A 14,384-nucleotide genomic window follows, 5' to 3' on the forward strand; every position below is an offset into this window, starting at 1 on the left:
TGGATCTGCGACCAATGCATCACTGCACGTCCGCGCTGATCTGACCGCGGTCGCTGACCGCGTCGGTCCAGCGGATGCCGTCCCACCACCGCAGTTCGTGCCGCCCCGACGGGTCGGGATGCCAGGCTCCGGCGGGCGGTCGGGCGATGACGCCGAACAGCGTTTCGATGTTCTGGCGGTTCTTGCCCCAGTCGACGAGGCCGAACTTCAGGGCCGACGACAGGGTGACCTCCACTCCCGTGGGCAGGGGTCGCAGGTGCGCGGCGAGGTTTTCGCCCCACGTCGCCAAGCCCATGCTCGTGGACATCTGGATCACCCCGGCAGCGGGGTCGGCGAGTGTCACGGTCATTCCGCTGGACGTGGCGGCATGGCAGATGGCGTGGAACACGCCGTCGTAGGCGCCGGGAACGAGCCGGGTTTCGGAGGTGGAGGCGGGCACCGAAGCATTATCGCGTTGGCCGGCGTTCGACGAGGGCTACGGTCGAGTGCATGGCCGAGCCCGACGGTTTTCATCCCGACTTCCCGGACGACGCCGCGCAGCGCCCGCCGCGAAACCGGGTGCGCCACATCAAGTCAACCGAACTCGACGCGACCACGACACAGACAGACGGCATGCAGCGCTTCGCGGCGCTCAGCGCGTCCACCGTCGGCAGCGAGAAGCTGTGGATGGGGGAGACGCTGGCGATGCCGGGCACGGTCTCGGCCAACCACCATCACGGCGACTCCGAGACCATGATCTTCATCCGCAGCGGACATCCCGAATTCGTGTTTCTGGACGGGGAACGCGAGGTTCGGGTGCGCACCAATCCCGGCGACTACGTCTTCGTCCCGCCGCATCTGCCGCACCGCGAGGAGAATCCCGACCCGACCACGCCGGCGGAACTGGTGATTGCGCGTAGCAGCCAGGAGGCGATCGTCGTGAACCTGCCGGCGTTGTACGCGCTCTAAGTCGGACCACACACCCCGAAACCAAAGAGGTGGGAGGGCGTAAACGCCCTCCCACCTGCTGGGTGACTGACGGGACTCGAACCCGCGACAGCCAGGATCACAACCTGGTGCTCTACCAACTGAACTACAGCCACCATGTCCGCCTTGCCCGAAGGCTCCGCGGTGTTGTCGATCTTAGCCGGTCGGGGTGGCTGTGTCCGAATCGGTTGTCCGCGCGTCGTCGGTGGGGGGTCCGAGTTCGGCGGCAACGGCGGCAATGTCGCTGGTCGACGGCCCGGGGGCGGGGACGAAGGCGGTGCTGCGGTAGTACTTCAACTCGCGAATCGACTCGTGGATGTCGGCGAGCGCGCGGTGTGCGAGGCCCTTTTCCGGCTGTCCGAAGTAGATGCGCGGGTACCAGCGTCGGCACAGTTCCTTGATCGAGCTGACGTCGATCATGCGGTAGTGCAGGAAGTCGTCGAGTGCGGGCATGTCCCTGGCGATGAAGCCGCGGTCGGTCCCGATCGAATTACCCGCCAGCGGCGCGGTGTTGGGCTGCTTGACGTGCCCTCGGATGTAGTCCAAGACCATCTTCTCGGCTTCTGCCACGTCGATCGTGGACGCGCGCACCTCCTCGGTGAGGCCCGACTTGCGGTGCATCGTCGCGACCACCTCGACCATGCCGTCCAGCGCCTCGTCCTCGGCGTGGATGACCACGTCGAGGCCGTCGCCGAGGAGGTTGAGCTCGCCGTCTGTCACCAACACAGCGATTTCGATGAGACGGTCGGCCTTGAGGTCGAGCCCCGTCATCTCACAGTCAATCCACACCAGTTCGTCACGCACAGCGGTCAACAGTATTCGCACAGGCCGACGGCGGCTGCCCAGGCCCGTTTAGAGCCCTCCCGATCGCTCCGCGGCCAGTAGTGTCGCCGGCATGAGCGACGACGCGACCTCCACCCCCGCACAGCGCATCGCCGCTGGTTATGCCGTCGACGGGCCGGCTCTGGAGCTCGGCTCCGTGGTGGTCGACGGCGTCGCCGACCCGGCCGCGCGGGTGCGGATCCCGCTGTCGACCGTCAACCGGCACGGTCTGGTCGCGGGGGCGACGGGCACCGGCAAGACGAAGTCGCTGCAGCTCATGGCCGAACAGCTCTCGGCGGCCGGGGTGCCGGTGGTGATGGCCGACGTCAAGGGAGACCTCTCGGGGTTGTCCCGTCCCGGTACGCCGGGGGACAAGGTCACCCAGCGTGGTGCCGACACCGGCGACAGCTGGACGCCGACCGCGTTTCCTGTCGAGTTCCTGTCGTTGGGATCCTCGGGGGTCGGGGTTCCGGTGCGAGCCACCATCACCAGCTTCGGTCCGATTCTGCTGTCGAAGGTGTTGGGGCTCAACACAACTCAAGAGTCGACGCTCGGCCTGATCTTCCACTGGGCCGACCAGAAGGGCTTGTCGCTGCTCGACGTCAAGGACCTGCGTTCGGTGATCCAGTTCCTCACCAGCGACGAGGGCAAGCCCGAACTGAAGGCGCTCGGCGCGGTGTCGACGACCACCGCCGGGGTCATCCTGCGCGCCCTGGTCAACCTCGAGGCCGAGGGTGCCGACACCTTCTTCGGCGAGCCAGAACTGGAGCCCGACGACCTGATGCGCGTCGACGACCAAGGGCGCGGCGTCATCACCCTGCTCGAGCTGGGCGCGCAGGCGGCCAGGCCGGTGATGTTCTCCACGTTCCTGATGTGGGTGCTCGCCGATCTGTTCACCTCGTTGCCGGAGGTCGGTGACGTCGAGAAGCCGAAGCTGGTGTTCTTCTTCGACGAGGCGCACCTGTTGTTCGACGACGCGTCGAAGGCGTTCCTCGCCCAAGTCGAGCAGACCGTGAAGCTCATCCGTTCCAAGGGCGTCGGGGTGTTCTTCTGCACCCAGTTGCCGACCGACGTGCCCAACGACGTGTTGTCTCAGCTCGGCGCCCGCGTTCAGCACGCGCTGCGCGCGTTCACCCCCGACGATCAGAAGGCGCTGTCGAAGACGGTGCGCACCTACCCGAAGACGGACGTCTACGACCTCGAGGAGGCGTTGACGTCGCTGGGAACGGGGGAGGCGATCGTGACCGTGCTGTCCGAGAATGGTGCGCCGACCCCGGTGGCGTGGACCAGGATGCGGGCGCCGCGCTCGTTGATGGACACCATCGGTCCCGACGCCATCAGTGCCGCGGCCAAGGCGTCGCCGCTGCAGGTCGAATACGGGCAGACCGTCGACCGCGAGTCTGCCTACGAGCGGCTCAACAACAAGCTGGCCCCACCCGAAAAGCCTCAGCCGCTACCGCCACCGCTTCCACCGCCCCTCGACGGTGGACTGGGGTGGGACCCGGGCCCGGTCGGCTCACCCCCGCCGGAGGGCCCGAGCTTCGTCGACGAAGTGATCCACAGCTCCGCGTTCAAGAGCTTCATCCGGTCCGCGGCCACGGTCGCCGGGCGGGAGATCACCCGCAGCATGTTCGGTACCGGCACCCGCAGGCGCCGGCGACGCTGAGCGAGTTACTCGCCGCCGAGCTTCTTGTAGACCGCGCCGACGATCGGCGTGACGATGGATCGCGGGGCGTAGCCGCTGGCCACCGACATCGCCTTGGACGTCACCCCGGGGACGACGCGCATCTTGTTGTGTTCCAGCCCGTCGAGCGACAGCTTCGCGGTGTGCTCGGTGGAGATCCACAGGAAGTCGGGGATCAACTTCTCGACGAGGGACTGCTCGTCGGGATTCGGCAGTTCGGTGCGCACCGGTCCCGGTGCCAGCACGGTGACGTGAATGCCGAGGGACTTCACCTCGCCGCGCAGCGATTCGCTGAACGTGTTGACGAACGCCTTGGACGCTGCGTAGGTCGCGTTGTTCGGGATCGGTGAGTTGCCCGCCGCCGAACCGGAGATGAGGATGCCGCCTGCGCGGCGCTCGACCATGCCGGGCAGGACGGCGAGCACCAGATCGTGGACGCCGAGGACGTTGAGTTGGACCTGGGCCTGCTCGCCGTCGACGTCGAGCTTCGCGACGGGGCCGAAGGTCGCCGTGCCGGCGTTCGCGCACAGGATGGAGATGTTGCGCTGCGCGAGTTCGGCGCAGAATTCGGCCCGCGCCGCGGGGTCGACCAGGTCGACGGGCCGGACCTCGACGGTGACGCCGTAGCGCTCGGTCAAGGTGGTCGCGAGCGCGGTGAGCACGTCGCCGCGGCGGGCGGTGATGATCAGGTGGTGTCCTCGGGCGGCGAGCTCGGTGGCCAGAGCCTCACCGATGTTCTGCGAGGCGCCGGTGACGACGGCGCGCGCGTCGGGACTGGGAGCAGGTACGGACATGGGCCCAATCGTAGGTACCAATAGAGTGCGTTCATGACCAACCCCGCGGGTACTCGGACCGCGGGGCGGTTCCCCGTCGTCGCGTGGGCGTTGTGGGACTGCGGCGCAACCGGAGTCAACGCGATCGTCATCACGTTCGTCTTCTCGGTGTACCTGACCGGTGAGGTCGGAGCAGGCCTGCCGGGCAGCACGACGCCGACGGCGTGGCTCGGGTGGGCGTTGTTCGCCGCCGGGCTGGCGGTCGCCACGCTCGCCCCGGTCACGGGGATCTGGGTCGACGCCGCGCATCGCAGGCGGACCGTGCTGGCGGTTCTTACCGGCGTCGTCATCGTGCTGACGGCGTCGATGAGTCAGATTCGTCCCGACTACCACTACCTCTGGCTGGGCCTGGTGCTGCTGGCGCTGACGGCGGCGTGCAGTGATCTGGCGACGGTGCCCTACAACGCCATGCTGCGGGAGCTGTCGACGCCGGACACGTCGGGCCGGGTGTCCGGATTTGGCGCGGCGTCAGGGTATTTCGGGAGCGTCCTGCTGTTGCTGGTGGCGTACTTCGGTTTCATGGGCGGCGGTGACGGCGACACCCGCGGACTGTTCGGGGTGTCGACGCACGAGGGATGGCCTGCGCGGTTGGTGGTGCTGGTCGCGGCGGGCTGGTTCGCCCTGTTCGCGCTGCCGTTGTTGGTCGGCACCCGCACCAGGATGCCGGTGCTCGAAGCCCCGACCTCCTCGCCGGGGTTGCTCTGGGCCTACCGGAAGCTGTGGGCCGACCTAAGGGACCAGTGGGACAGGGACCGCAACGTCGTGTACTACCTCGCGGCGAGCGCGGTCTTCCGCGACGGTTTGACCGGCATCTTCACCTTTGGTGCAGTGCTGGGTGTCTCGGCGTACGGGGTCTCGGGCGCCGACGTGGTGCTCTTCGGCATGTGCGCGCTGGTCGTCGCGGCGACGGGAGCGGTGTTGGGCGGTCTGCTCGACGACCGCATCGGGTCCAAGCCGATCATCGTCGGGTCGCTCGTCGCGATGATCGTCGTCGCCCTGGTGATGATGACGCTGCACGGGCCTTCGGCGTTCTGGGTGTGCGGGCTGCTGCTGTGCCTCTTCATCGGGCCCGTCCAGTCGTCGGCGCGGACGACGATGCTGCGAATGTCGGTCGAGGGCAAGGAAGGTGCGGCGTTCGGGCTGTACACCACGACGGGGCGGGCGGCGACGTTCCTGGCCCCGATCCTCTTCACCACGTTCATCACGGTGTTCGGCACCGACCGCGCCGGGATGGGCGGGCTGGTCACCGTCTTGGCGATGGGGCTGGTGGCGATTCTCTTCGTCCGCGTGCCGCGGGTCTCCGCCTAACGAGAGCGGCCTAACGGGAGCCCAGCGCCGTACACAACGTCAGGCCGGTCCCGGTGTTCTGCTGGGTCTCGGTGCCGTCGATGGTGATGGAGCAGGTGAGTTTCCGGCCGACGTTGACGATGCTGACGCTGGCGGAACTGTTGGCCGCTCCGGCCAGCTGAACTTCCTTCTGCCACGGCAGCATGACGTTGAACTCGGTCTGCAGTACTCCGCCGCTGTCGAGGTACAGGATGCTGATGGCCCGGCCCTGGCCTGCGACCGAGTAGACGACGGTGTGGGTGTCGTTCGAGTTGTTCGGCGTGGTCGGCGGGACGACGCTTGGCGTCGTCGGCGTGGTGGTCGGGGTTTGGGTGGTGGCGGGCGTCGGCGTGGTCGTCGACGGTCTGGTCGCGGTCGGTTGGATGGGTGTCTGGGGCGGCGCGACGAGGGTGTCCTGGTGCGAGCTGTCGACGATGACGAGGCCGATCACCATTCCGAGTACGACGAACAGCACGATTCCCGCCAGGGCCCACAACCATCGCCGAGGGTTGGGTCCGTCCGGCTTGGGTGGCTCGGGTGGCACTCCGCCGGGGGGCCCGTATTGCCCGGTCGCGTAGGCGTCGTACCCGTACGGCGAGTACGCGGGCAGCTGCTCGGTGGGCCGGTGCTTGTCGTAAGCCGTCCCACCGGAAGTTTGGTACGGCTGCTGGCCGTACGTCGAGCCGGGAATGGCGGGGTAGTTGTAGGTGCCGGGATGTTCCTGGTCCCGCCCGTCGCGGCGCGATGGATCCGTCATCTCCACCTCATGTCTGCAGGGTACCTGCGCTGGCGGCGGGGCCTCGCTGGCCAAGGCGCGGGGTTTACCGCAATTGTCGGACGGGTAAACCGGTCGCGACGCCGCACGGGCGGTCAGCGACATGGAGGTTCACATGCGAGGCAGCGGAATCATCGGCACGATCCTTCTCGTGTGGCTGCTGATCGGCGTGTTCGCCGCCTATCAGCGCGACTACTTCAAGGCTTCTGAAACCAGTTGTGCCACAGCAGGAACGATTGCCTTGACGGTGGTCGCGGGGCCGCTGAACTACGCGGGCGCCAACCCGAAGGTGGCCGATTGCAACATCAACGTCCCGCAGCCCAGCCAGTAGGGCTCAGCCACCAAGGAGTAGCCATGATCGCTATTGGTGTCATTCTCGTGGTCCTCGGCCTGTTCTTCGGCATGCCGGTGTTGACCTATGTCGGCGTCGTCGCCCTGGTCATCGGCGCAGTGTTCTGGCTGCTCGGCGCGCTGGGCCATGCGGTCGGCGGCAGGCGCGTCTGGTACTAGCGACGACGGGTGAGCGCTGCCAGGGTCATGGCCCGCAGGATCGCCCGTGACGAGTCGCGGACCGTGCCCGGCCGGACGCTGTGTGGGGTCGAGTTGAGTAGCCCGAATGCGGCGTGCGCCATCAGCCGCGCGTCGTCTTCGTCCAGGTCGTCGTCGAGTGCGCGGAGAACGTCGACCCATATTTCGACGTACTGCCGCTGTGCGCGGCGCACCTGGCGCATGGCCGCGGCAGGAAGCTGCGCCAAGTCGCGATCCTGAATCCGGATCAGATCGGGCTCGGTGAACACGAAGTCGAGGTGGAAGTCGACCAATCCGTCGAGCGCGTCGGTGTGTTCGGCATCGGCCACGACCTCGGTGGCGCCGGCGAGCAGCCGGGTGCTGATGCCGACGAGGAGTTCGACGAGTAGCGCTTCCTTGTTGGGGAAGTGCCGGTAGATCGCGGGTCCCGACACTCCGGCCGCGGCGCCGATGTCCTCGAGGCGGACGCCGAGGAAGCCGTGCTCGGCGATGAGCCGCTCGGCGGCGGCGATCAGTTGAGATCGGCGGTCGGATTTCGCCTGACTGCGCTGCGTCGTCGACGTCTTCGCCGTAGCCACCGTTCCTCCCTTGCCGGTTGCACTTCTCAGTTAATGATCACTAACGTAGCATCAGTTAGTGACGGTTAACCAACGGACGGATCGGCCATTGCCCACGCAGACGACCCATCGTGACCAGCATCTGACGTTGGTGGCGGAACTGCGCGAGAAGCTCGCGACCGCCGCACTCGGCGGTTCGGAACGCTCCCGGGAACGCCACGTGAGCAGGGGCAAGCTGTTGCCGCGCGACCGGGTGTTCTCCTTGCTCGACCCCGGAAGCCCGTTCCTGGAGCTGGCGCCGCTGGCGGCCGACGGGATGTACGACGACGAATGTCCCGGGGCGGGGATGATCGCGGGTATCGGCCGAGTGTCGGGCCGGGAATGCATGATCGTAGCCAACGACGCGACGGTCAAGGGCGGCACCTACTACCCGATCACCGTCAAGAAACACCTTCGTGCACAAGAGATTGCGGCGCAGAACCGGTTGCCATGCCTCTATCTCGTCGACTCCGGTGGCGCCTTCCTTCCGCGCCAGGACGAGGTGTTCCCAGACCGCGAGCACTTCGGCCGAATCTTCTTCAACCAGGCCAATATGAGCGCCAAGGGCATCCCGCAGATCGCGGCGGTGCTCGGCTCGTGCACGGCGGGTGGCGCCTACGTCCCCGCCATGAGCGACGAGGCCGTCATCGTCCGCAACCAGGGCACGATCTTCCTCGGTGGTCCACCGTTGGTGAAGGCCGCCACCGGCGAGGTGGTCACCGCCGAGGAGCTCGGGGGAGGAGACCTTCACTCCAAGGTTTCCGGTGTGACCGACCATTTGGCGAACGACGATCGCGACGCGCTGCGGATCGTGCGCCGCATCGTGGACACGTTGGGTCCGCGCACGCCGACGCCGTGGGAGGTCACCCCGACCGTCGAAGCCGTCGCCGACCAGACCGAGCTGTACGACGTGGTGCCCACCGACCCCCGCACGCCCTACGACGTCCACGAGGTGGTCACCCGCCTCGTCGACGGTGGCGACTTCGCCGAGTTCAAGGCCGAATACGGCACGACGCTGGTCACCGGCTTCGCCCGCATCCACGGCCACCCCGTCGGCATCGTCGCCAACAACGGCGTGCTGTTCGGCGAATCCGCGGTCAAGGGAGCACATTTCATCGAGCTGTGCGACAAGCGGTCCGTACCGCTGCTGTTCCTGCAGAACATCGCCGGCTTCATGGTGGGCCGCGACTACGAGGCGGGCGGCATCGCCAAGCACGGCGCCAAGATGGTGACGGCCGTCGCCTGCGCGCGGGTGCCCAAGCTCACCGTCGTGATCGGCGGTTCCTACGGCGCAGGGAACTACTCGATGTGTGGGCGGGCGTATTCGCCGCGCTTCCTGTGGATGTGGCCGAACGCGCGGATCTCGGTGATGGGCGGTGAACAGGCCGCGTCGGTACTGGCGACCGTGCGTGGTGACATGACGCCCGACGAGGAGGAGGCCTTCAAGGCGCCGATCCGCGAGCAGTACGAGCATCAGGGCAACCCCTACTACTCCACCGCGCGGCTGTGGGACGACGGCGTGATTGATCCCGCGGACACCAGAACCGTTGTCGGGCTGGCGCTCTCGGTGGTCGCTCAGGCGCCGCTGGAACCGGTCTCCTACGGCGTATTCAGGATGTGACGGAATGACCCTCGAGAGTTTTACGACCGTCCTGGTCGCCAATCGCGGCGAGATCGCCGTGCGCGTCATTCGCACCCTGCGGGCCATGGGAATTCGCTCCGTGGCCGTCTACAGCGACGCCGACGCCGCGGCGCGCCACGTCGCCGAGGCCGACGTCGCGGTTCGGCTCGGCCCGGCACCCGCCCGGCAGAGCTATCTCGACATCGCGGCGGTGGTGCGGGCCGCTCAGCGCACCGGCGCCCAAGCCGTCCACCCCGGATACGGATTCCTCTCGGAGAACGCCGAATTCGCCGCCGCACTCGGGGCGGCGGGCATCGCGTTCATCGGGCCGCCGGTCGGCGCGATCCAGACCATGGGCGACAAGATCGCCGCCAAGGCTGCGGTCTCGAAGTTTGGCGTGCCCGTCGTCCCCGGCATCTCGCGACCCGGGCTGACCGACGAGGATCTGATCGCCGGTGCCGGTGACGTCGGATTCCCGGTCTTGGTCAAGCCGTCCGCGGGCGGTGGCGGCAAGGGCATGCGGGTGGTGCACGACGCGTCCGAATTGCCTGCCGCGCTGGTGTCCGCGCGGCGTGAGGCGGCGTCGGCGTTCGGTGACGACACCCTGTTCCTCGAGCGATTCGTGTTGAATCCCAGGCATATCGAGGTGCAGATAGTCGCCGACGGTGACGGCAACGTCGTCCACTTCGGGGAGCGCGAGTGCAGCCTGCAACGGCGCCACCAGAAGGTGATCGAGGAGGCGCCGTCACCGCTGTTGGACGCGGCGACCAGGGCGCGCATCGGTGCGGCGGCGTGCGACACCGCCCGTAGCGTCGACTATTCGGGTGCAGGCACCGTCGAGTTCATCGTCTCCGCCGACCGGCCCGACGAGTTCTTCTTCATGGAGATGAACACCCGGCTGCAGGTCGAGCACCCCGTCACCGAACTCGTCACGGGTGTCGACCTCGTCGAGCTGCAGGTGTGCATCGCCGCGGGCGGCACGCTGCCGCTCGGTCAGGACGACGTGGTCATGACGGGGCATGCCGTCGAGGCCCGCGTGTACGCCGAGGACCCAGCCCGCGACTTCCTGCCGACCGGGGGAACGGTGCTCGACGTTCTCGAATCATCCTCCGCGCGGATCGATTCGGGCATCCGGGCCGGCACTGTCGTCGGCAGCGACTACGACCCGATGCTCGCGAAGGTCATCACCTACGCCGAGGACCGTCCCGCCGCACTCGCCGCGTTGGACAAGGCGCTGGCCGAAACGGCGGTGCTCGGTGTGACCACGAACGTGGACTTCCTGCGCTTCCTGCTCGCGGATCCGGACGTGGCGGCCGGCCGGCTCGACACCGGTCTGCTCGACCGGCGGACACCCGACTACGTCGGCGTCGGGGCCACCGACGACGAGTTCGTCGCCGCCGCGGCGTACCGCTGGCTGTCCCGCTGGCCGGCCGCACCGGGCGACCTGTGGGCGGTCCCGTCGGGTTGGCGCACCGGTGTCCGTGCGCCGACGACGATCCGGCTGCGGGCGGGCGGGCGTACCGAGCACGTGCACGTTTGCGGCACTCTGCAGCGGGCGACGGCCCGGATCGAGGAGGGCGAAACCCGTTCGATGGCAGCAAGTCTCGACGGTCGCGTGCTCACCGTCACCCTGGACGGGTTGCGCTCGCAGTACGTGGTCGCGGCCTCGGACGGCGTGATCTGGCTGGCCGGCGGCGGGCGCACGGTTGCGGTCGAGGAGGTGCGCGAGGCGCCGGTGCGGGCCGACGCCGCACACGCGGGCGACGCCGAACTCGTCAGTCCCATGCCGGGATCGGTTGTCGCGGTGGGAGTCGAGGACGGGGCGGCGGTCGCCGCGGGCGACGTCGTCGTCACCGTCGAGGCCATGAAGATGGAACATGCGCTGTCGGCACCAGTCGACGGCGTGGTCGAACTACTCGTCGCCGTCGGCGACCAAGTCAAGGTGGGCCAACCGATGGCCCGAATCACCGCAACCGTCGAAAGGCCCCAGACATGAGCGAATTCTTGTCCACCGGAACACTTCCGGATCACTACGAGCAGCTGGCCAAGACGGTCCGCGACTTCGCGCGCACCGTCGTCGCCCCCGTGTCGGCAAAGCACGACAAGGAGCACTCGTTCCCCTACGAGGTCGTCGCGGGCATGGCCGACATGGGCCTGTTCGGGCTGCCGTTCCCCGAGGAATACGGCGGCATGGGCGGCGACTACTTCGCCCTGTGTCTGGCACTGGAGGAACTCGGAAAGGTCGACCAGAGCGTCGCGATCACGCTCGAGGCCGGGGTGTCGCTCGGCGCGATGCCGGTGTACCGCTTCGGAAACGACGCACAAAGGCAGGAATGGCTGCCGCTGTTGGCATCCGGCAAGGCGCTCGGCGCGTTCGGCCTGACTGAGGCGGGCGGTGGCACCGATGCGGGGGCCACCAAGACCACCGCGAAGCTGGACGACGGTCACTGGGTGATCAACGGCTCCAAGCAGTTCATCACCAATTCCGGAACCGACATCACCAAGCTGGTGACGGTCACCGCGGTCACCGGCGACGTCGACGGTCGCAAGCAGATCTCGTCGATCCTGGTACCGGTGCCCACCGAGGGTTTCACCGCCGAGCCCGCCTACGACAAGGTGGGCTGGAACGCCTCCGACACGCACCCGCTGAGCTTCGACGCCGTCCGCGTTCCGCAGGAGAACCTGCTGGGGGAGCAGGGCCGCGGGTACGCGAACTTCCTGCGCATCCTCGACGAGGGCCGCATCGCGATCGCCGCGCTGTCGGTGGGTGTCGCCCAAGGCTGCGTCGACGAATGCGTCAAGTACGCCAAGGAGCGGCAGGCGTTCGGCGCCGCGATCGGGACCTACCAGGCCATCGGGTTCAAGATCGCGCGCATGGAGGTGCGCGCCCACGTTGCCCGCACCGCCTACTACGACGCGGCCGCACTCATGTTGTCCGGCAAGCCCTTCAAGAAGGCCGCCGCGGTGGCCAAGCTCGTCGCCAGCGAGGCCGCGATGGACAACGCCCGCGACGCCACCCAGGTGTTCGGCGGCTACGGTTTCATGAACGAGTACCCCGTCGCGCGGCACTACCGGGACAGCAAGATCCTCGAGATCGGCGAGGGCACGACGGAGGTGCAGCTGATGCTGATCGCCCGCGAGGCGGGCCTGTGAGCGACAAGCGCGTCGTCGTCCAGCGCGGGCTGTGGTTCGAAGAGTTCGAGACCGGCGTGTTGTATCAGCACCGGCCCGGGCGCACCATCACCGAGGCGGACAACGTCCTCTTCACCACGCTGACCATGAACACCCAGGCGCTGCACCTCGACGCCGCGTTCGCCGACGCACAGCCGCCGTTCCACCAGCGGTTGGTCAACTCGATGTTCACGCTCTCCACCCTGGTGGGTCTGTCGGTCGCCCAGCTGACGCAGGGCACGATCGTCGGCAATCTCGGGTTCGGCGACGTGGCGTTCCCCAAGCCGCTGTTCCACGGCGACACCCTCTACGCGGAGAGCGAGGTCGTCGACAAGCGGGAGTCGAAGAGCCGCCCGGGGGAGGGCATCGTCACCTTCGCGCACACCGGACGCAACCAGCACGGTGACGTAGTCGCCACGGCGTCGCGAAAGACCATGGTGCGCAAGCGTCCTGCCGACGAGAACGTGGAGGAGTCCTGATGCGCCTCGGTGACAACGGGCCCGGGTGGCTGTTCTGCCCGGCCGATCGGCCAGAACGCTTCGCCAAGGCCGCCGCGGCCGCCGACGTCGTGATTCTCGATCTGGAGGACGGCGTCGCCGCACACGACCGTGAGGCTGCCCGGGCGGCGCTGCTGGCGACCCGCCTCGATCCCGCCCGCACCGTCGTGCGGGTCAACCCCGTCGGGACCCCCGACCACCAGCGCGACCTCGACGCGCTGCTGTCGACCGAGTACACCACGGTGATGCTCGCCAAGACCGAGACCGCCGATCAGGTGCGGTCGCTGGCGCCGCTGGACGTCGTCGTGCTCGTGGAGACTCCGCTGGGGGCGCTCGCGGTATCCGAGACGGCGCGGGTCGACAACACCGTCGCCGTGATGTGGGGCGCCGAGGACCTCTTCGCCGTACTTGGTGGCACGTCGAACCGCCACGCCGACGGGAGCTACCGCGACGTCGCCACCCACGTTCGCTCCCAATGCCTTCTGGCCGCCAAGGCGTACGGCAAGATGGCGCTGGATTCGGTCTACCTCGACATCGGTGACCTCGACGGGTTGCGTGCCGAGACCGAAGACGCCGTCGCCGTCGGGTTCGACGCAAAGGTGGCGATCCACCCGACGCAGGTCGCGGTGATCAGAGCCGGTTACACGCCGACCGACGACCAGGTGCGCTGGGCGCGAACAGTTTTGGACGTCTCCCGTTCGGAGCGCGGCGTCTTCCAGTTCGACGGTCAGATGGTGGACATGCCGGTGCTGCGGCGCGCACGGCGCATCGTGGCGCTCGCGCCGAGAGACTGAGCGCGCTACTTGCGCTTCGCGGCGGCCAATCTCGCTGCGAACTCCGGTGATTCGATCGACGTCGCCTGCGGACCGATCTCGACGTCGACCGCGACGCGGTGCTGCTCGGAGTCGAGGAACCCCGGGTTCGCCGTCGCGCGCATCGACGCCTTGGTGGCGATGACGACGTCGCGAGGGGCGGCCGCGGGCCCCGCCGCCAGTTCACGCGCCGCGGCGACTGGGTCGTCGGCGACCCGCAGGGCGAGCCCGTACTGCACCGACGCCTCCGCGTCGAACCGCATGCCGAACAGCAGGGACGCCCGCGCCACCTGCGGCCCGACGGCGCGTTGAAGCATCCACGTCGCGCCACCACCCGGATGGATGCCGAGTTTCTGGAAACGTGGGTCGTACATGGCGGCTGGGCCGGAAATCCGGACGTCGGCGGCCAGCGCCAAGTTCAGGCCGGCACCCACAGCGGCGCCGTTGACCGCGGCGATGGTCGGCAACGAGCAATTCGCCACGGCGAGGAAACCGTCGTAGATCACCCGAAGGCCGTCCTCGGCGGCGGCGCCCAGCGCCGTCAGGTTCGCTCCCGCGCAGAACGCCTTGCCGGCGCCAGTCACGATCACCGCGTGAACGCCAGGGTCGGCCTCGGCGGCGTCGACCGCCGCCCGCAGCGCCGCGGAGATCTCGGCGGTGACCGCGTTGCGGCGGTCGGGATCGTTGACGGTGATGAGCGCAACGCGGTCCTCGACCTGCGTCAGTACGAGATCGGACACGGGTCGACAGTAG

Annotated in this window: 16 protein-coding genes and 1 tRNA gene; 10 read left to right on the forward strand and 7 right to left on the reverse strand. The window is 68.1% G+C overall.

Annotated features, from left to right (window positions below):
• Positions 1–19: 19 nt before the first annotated feature.
• A complete protein-coding gene (locus B1790_RS35845) occupies positions 20–439 on the reverse strand; it encodes a DUF2510 domain-containing protein (RefSeq protein ID WP_369832333.1) in 420 nt (139 codons plus the stop codon).
• A 50-nt stretch (positions 440–489) separates the two neighbouring features.
• Here B1790_RS35845 and B1790_RS11150 point away from each other — a divergent pair, with 50 nt between their 5' ends.
• Positions 490–948, forward strand: a complete 459-nt coding sequence (locus B1790_RS11150) for a cupin domain-containing protein (RefSeq protein WP_079923268.1) — start codon at positions 490–492, stop codon at positions 946–948.
• A gap of 61 nt (positions 949–1,009) precedes the next feature.
• Here the strand turns inward: B1790_RS11150 and B1790_RS11155 are convergent.
• Positions 1,010–1,082 (reverse strand) — tRNA-His (locus B1790_RS11155).
• 40 nt (positions 1,083–1,122) lie between these two features.
• Positions 1,123–1,770 (reverse strand): oligoribonuclease, encoded by a 648-nt coding sequence (gene orn, locus B1790_RS11160; protein WP_079923269.1) that lies wholly within the window; start codon positions 1,768–1,770, stop codon positions 1,123–1,125.
• Positions 1,771–1,861: 91 nt separating this feature from the next.
• Here orn and B1790_RS11165 point away from each other — a divergent pair, with 91 nt between their 5' ends.
• Positions 1,862–3,454: a helicase HerA-like domain-containing protein gene (locus tag B1790_RS11165; protein WP_079923270.1), complete on the forward strand. Its 1,593-nt coding sequence runs from the start codon at positions 1,862–1,864 to the stop codon at positions 3,452–3,454.
• Positions 3,455–3,459: 5 nt separating this feature from the next.
• Here B1790_RS11165 and cmrA read toward each other — a convergent pair whose 3' ends face one another.
• A complete protein-coding gene (gene cmrA / locus B1790_RS11170; RefSeq protein ID WP_079923271.1) occupies positions 3,460–4,266 on the reverse strand; it encodes a mycolate reductase in 807 nt (268 codons plus the stop codon).
• 33 nt (positions 4,267–4,299) lie between these two features.
• On the opposite strand from cmrA, the gene B1790_RS11175 reads away from it, so the two are divergent.
• Entirely contained in the window at positions 4,300–5,613 is a 1,314-nt protein-coding gene (locus tag B1790_RS11175; RefSeq protein WP_079923272.1) for an MFS transporter, read from the forward strand.
• 10 nt (positions 5,614–5,623) lie between these two features.
• Here B1790_RS11175 and B1790_RS11180 read toward each other — a convergent pair whose 3' ends face one another.
• Complete coding sequence (locus B1790_RS11180; protein WP_079923329.1) at positions 5,624–6,388, reverse strand: MmpS family transport accessory protein; 765 nt, start codon at positions 6,386–6,388, stop codon at positions 5,624–5,626.
• A 121-nt stretch (positions 6,389–6,509) separates the two neighbouring features.
• Here B1790_RS11180 and B1790_RS11185 point away from each other — a divergent pair, with 121 nt between their 5' ends.
• Together B1790_RS11185 and B1790_RS34990 are read left to right on the forward strand one after the other, a co-directional pair.
• Positions 6,510–6,737 (forward strand): hypothetical protein, encoded by a 228-nt coding sequence (locus B1790_RS11185; protein ID WP_198951979.1) that lies wholly within the window; start codon positions 6,510–6,512, stop codon positions 6,735–6,737.
• A 23-nt stretch (positions 6,738–6,760) separates the two neighbouring features.
• Positions 6,761–6,916, forward strand: a complete 156-nt coding sequence (locus B1790_RS34990) for a DUF6131 family protein (protein WP_185934602.1) — start codon at positions 6,761–6,763, stop codon at positions 6,914–6,916.
• Here the strand turns inward: B1790_RS34990 and B1790_RS11190 are convergent.
• Positions 6,913–7,512 (reverse strand): TetR/AcrR family transcriptional regulator, encoded by a 600-nt coding sequence (locus B1790_RS11190; RefSeq protein WP_079923273.1) that lies wholly within the window; start codon positions 7,510–7,512, stop codon positions 6,913–6,915. The genes B1790_RS34990 and B1790_RS11190 overlap by 4 nt on opposite strands.
• An 88-nt stretch (positions 7,513–7,600) precedes the next feature.
• Here B1790_RS11190 and B1790_RS11195 point away from each other — a divergent pair, with 88 nt between their 5' ends.
• Genes B1790_RS11195 through B1790_RS11215 form a run of 5 tightly spaced genes read left to right on the forward strand, consistent with a single transcriptional unit; the run spans position 7,601 to position 13,613 of the window.
• Positions 7,601–9,151: a carboxyl transferase domain-containing protein gene (locus tag B1790_RS11195; protein WP_079923274.1), complete on the forward strand. Its 1,551-nt coding sequence runs from the start codon at positions 7,601–7,603 to the stop codon at positions 9,149–9,151.
• 4 nt (positions 9,152–9,155) lie between these two features.
• Positions 9,156–11,147, forward strand: coding sequence for a biotin carboxylase N-terminal domain-containing protein (locus B1790_RS11200; protein WP_079923275.1), 1,992 nt, complete (start codon positions 9,156–9,158; stop codon positions 11,145–11,147).
• Positions 11,144–12,304, forward strand: a complete 1,161-nt coding sequence (locus tag B1790_RS11205; protein WP_079923276.1) for an acyl-CoA dehydrogenase family protein — start codon at positions 11,144–11,146, stop codon at positions 12,302–12,304. Before B1790_RS11200 ends, B1790_RS11205 begins: the two co-directional genes overlap by 4 nt.
• Positions 12,301–12,801 (forward strand): MaoC family dehydratase, encoded by a 501-nt coding sequence (locus tag B1790_RS11210; protein WP_079923277.1) that lies wholly within the window; start codon positions 12,301–12,303, stop codon positions 12,799–12,801. The genes B1790_RS11205 and B1790_RS11210 overlap by 4 nt, the downstream gene beginning before the upstream one ends.
• Positions 12,801–13,613: a CoA ester lyase gene (locus B1790_RS11215; RefSeq protein ID WP_079923278.1), complete on the forward strand. Its 813-nt coding sequence runs from the start codon at positions 12,801–12,803 to the stop codon at positions 13,611–13,613. The genes B1790_RS11210 and B1790_RS11215 overlap by 1 nt, the downstream gene beginning before the upstream one ends.
• Positions 13,614–13,618: 5 nt before the next feature.
• Here the strand turns inward: B1790_RS11215 and B1790_RS11220 are convergent, their stop codons facing one another.
• Positions 13,619–14,371 (reverse strand): enoyl-CoA hydratase, encoded by a 753-nt coding sequence (locus B1790_RS11220; protein ID WP_079923279.1) that lies wholly within the window; start codon positions 14,369–14,371, stop codon positions 13,619–13,621.
• Between the last annotated feature and the right edge of the window lie 13 nt (positions 14,372–14,384).

Source organism: Mycobacterium sp. AT1, from assembly GCF_002043095.1.
Lineage (GTDB): Bacteria > Actinomycetota > Actinomycetes > Mycobacteriales > Mycobacteriaceae > Mycobacterium.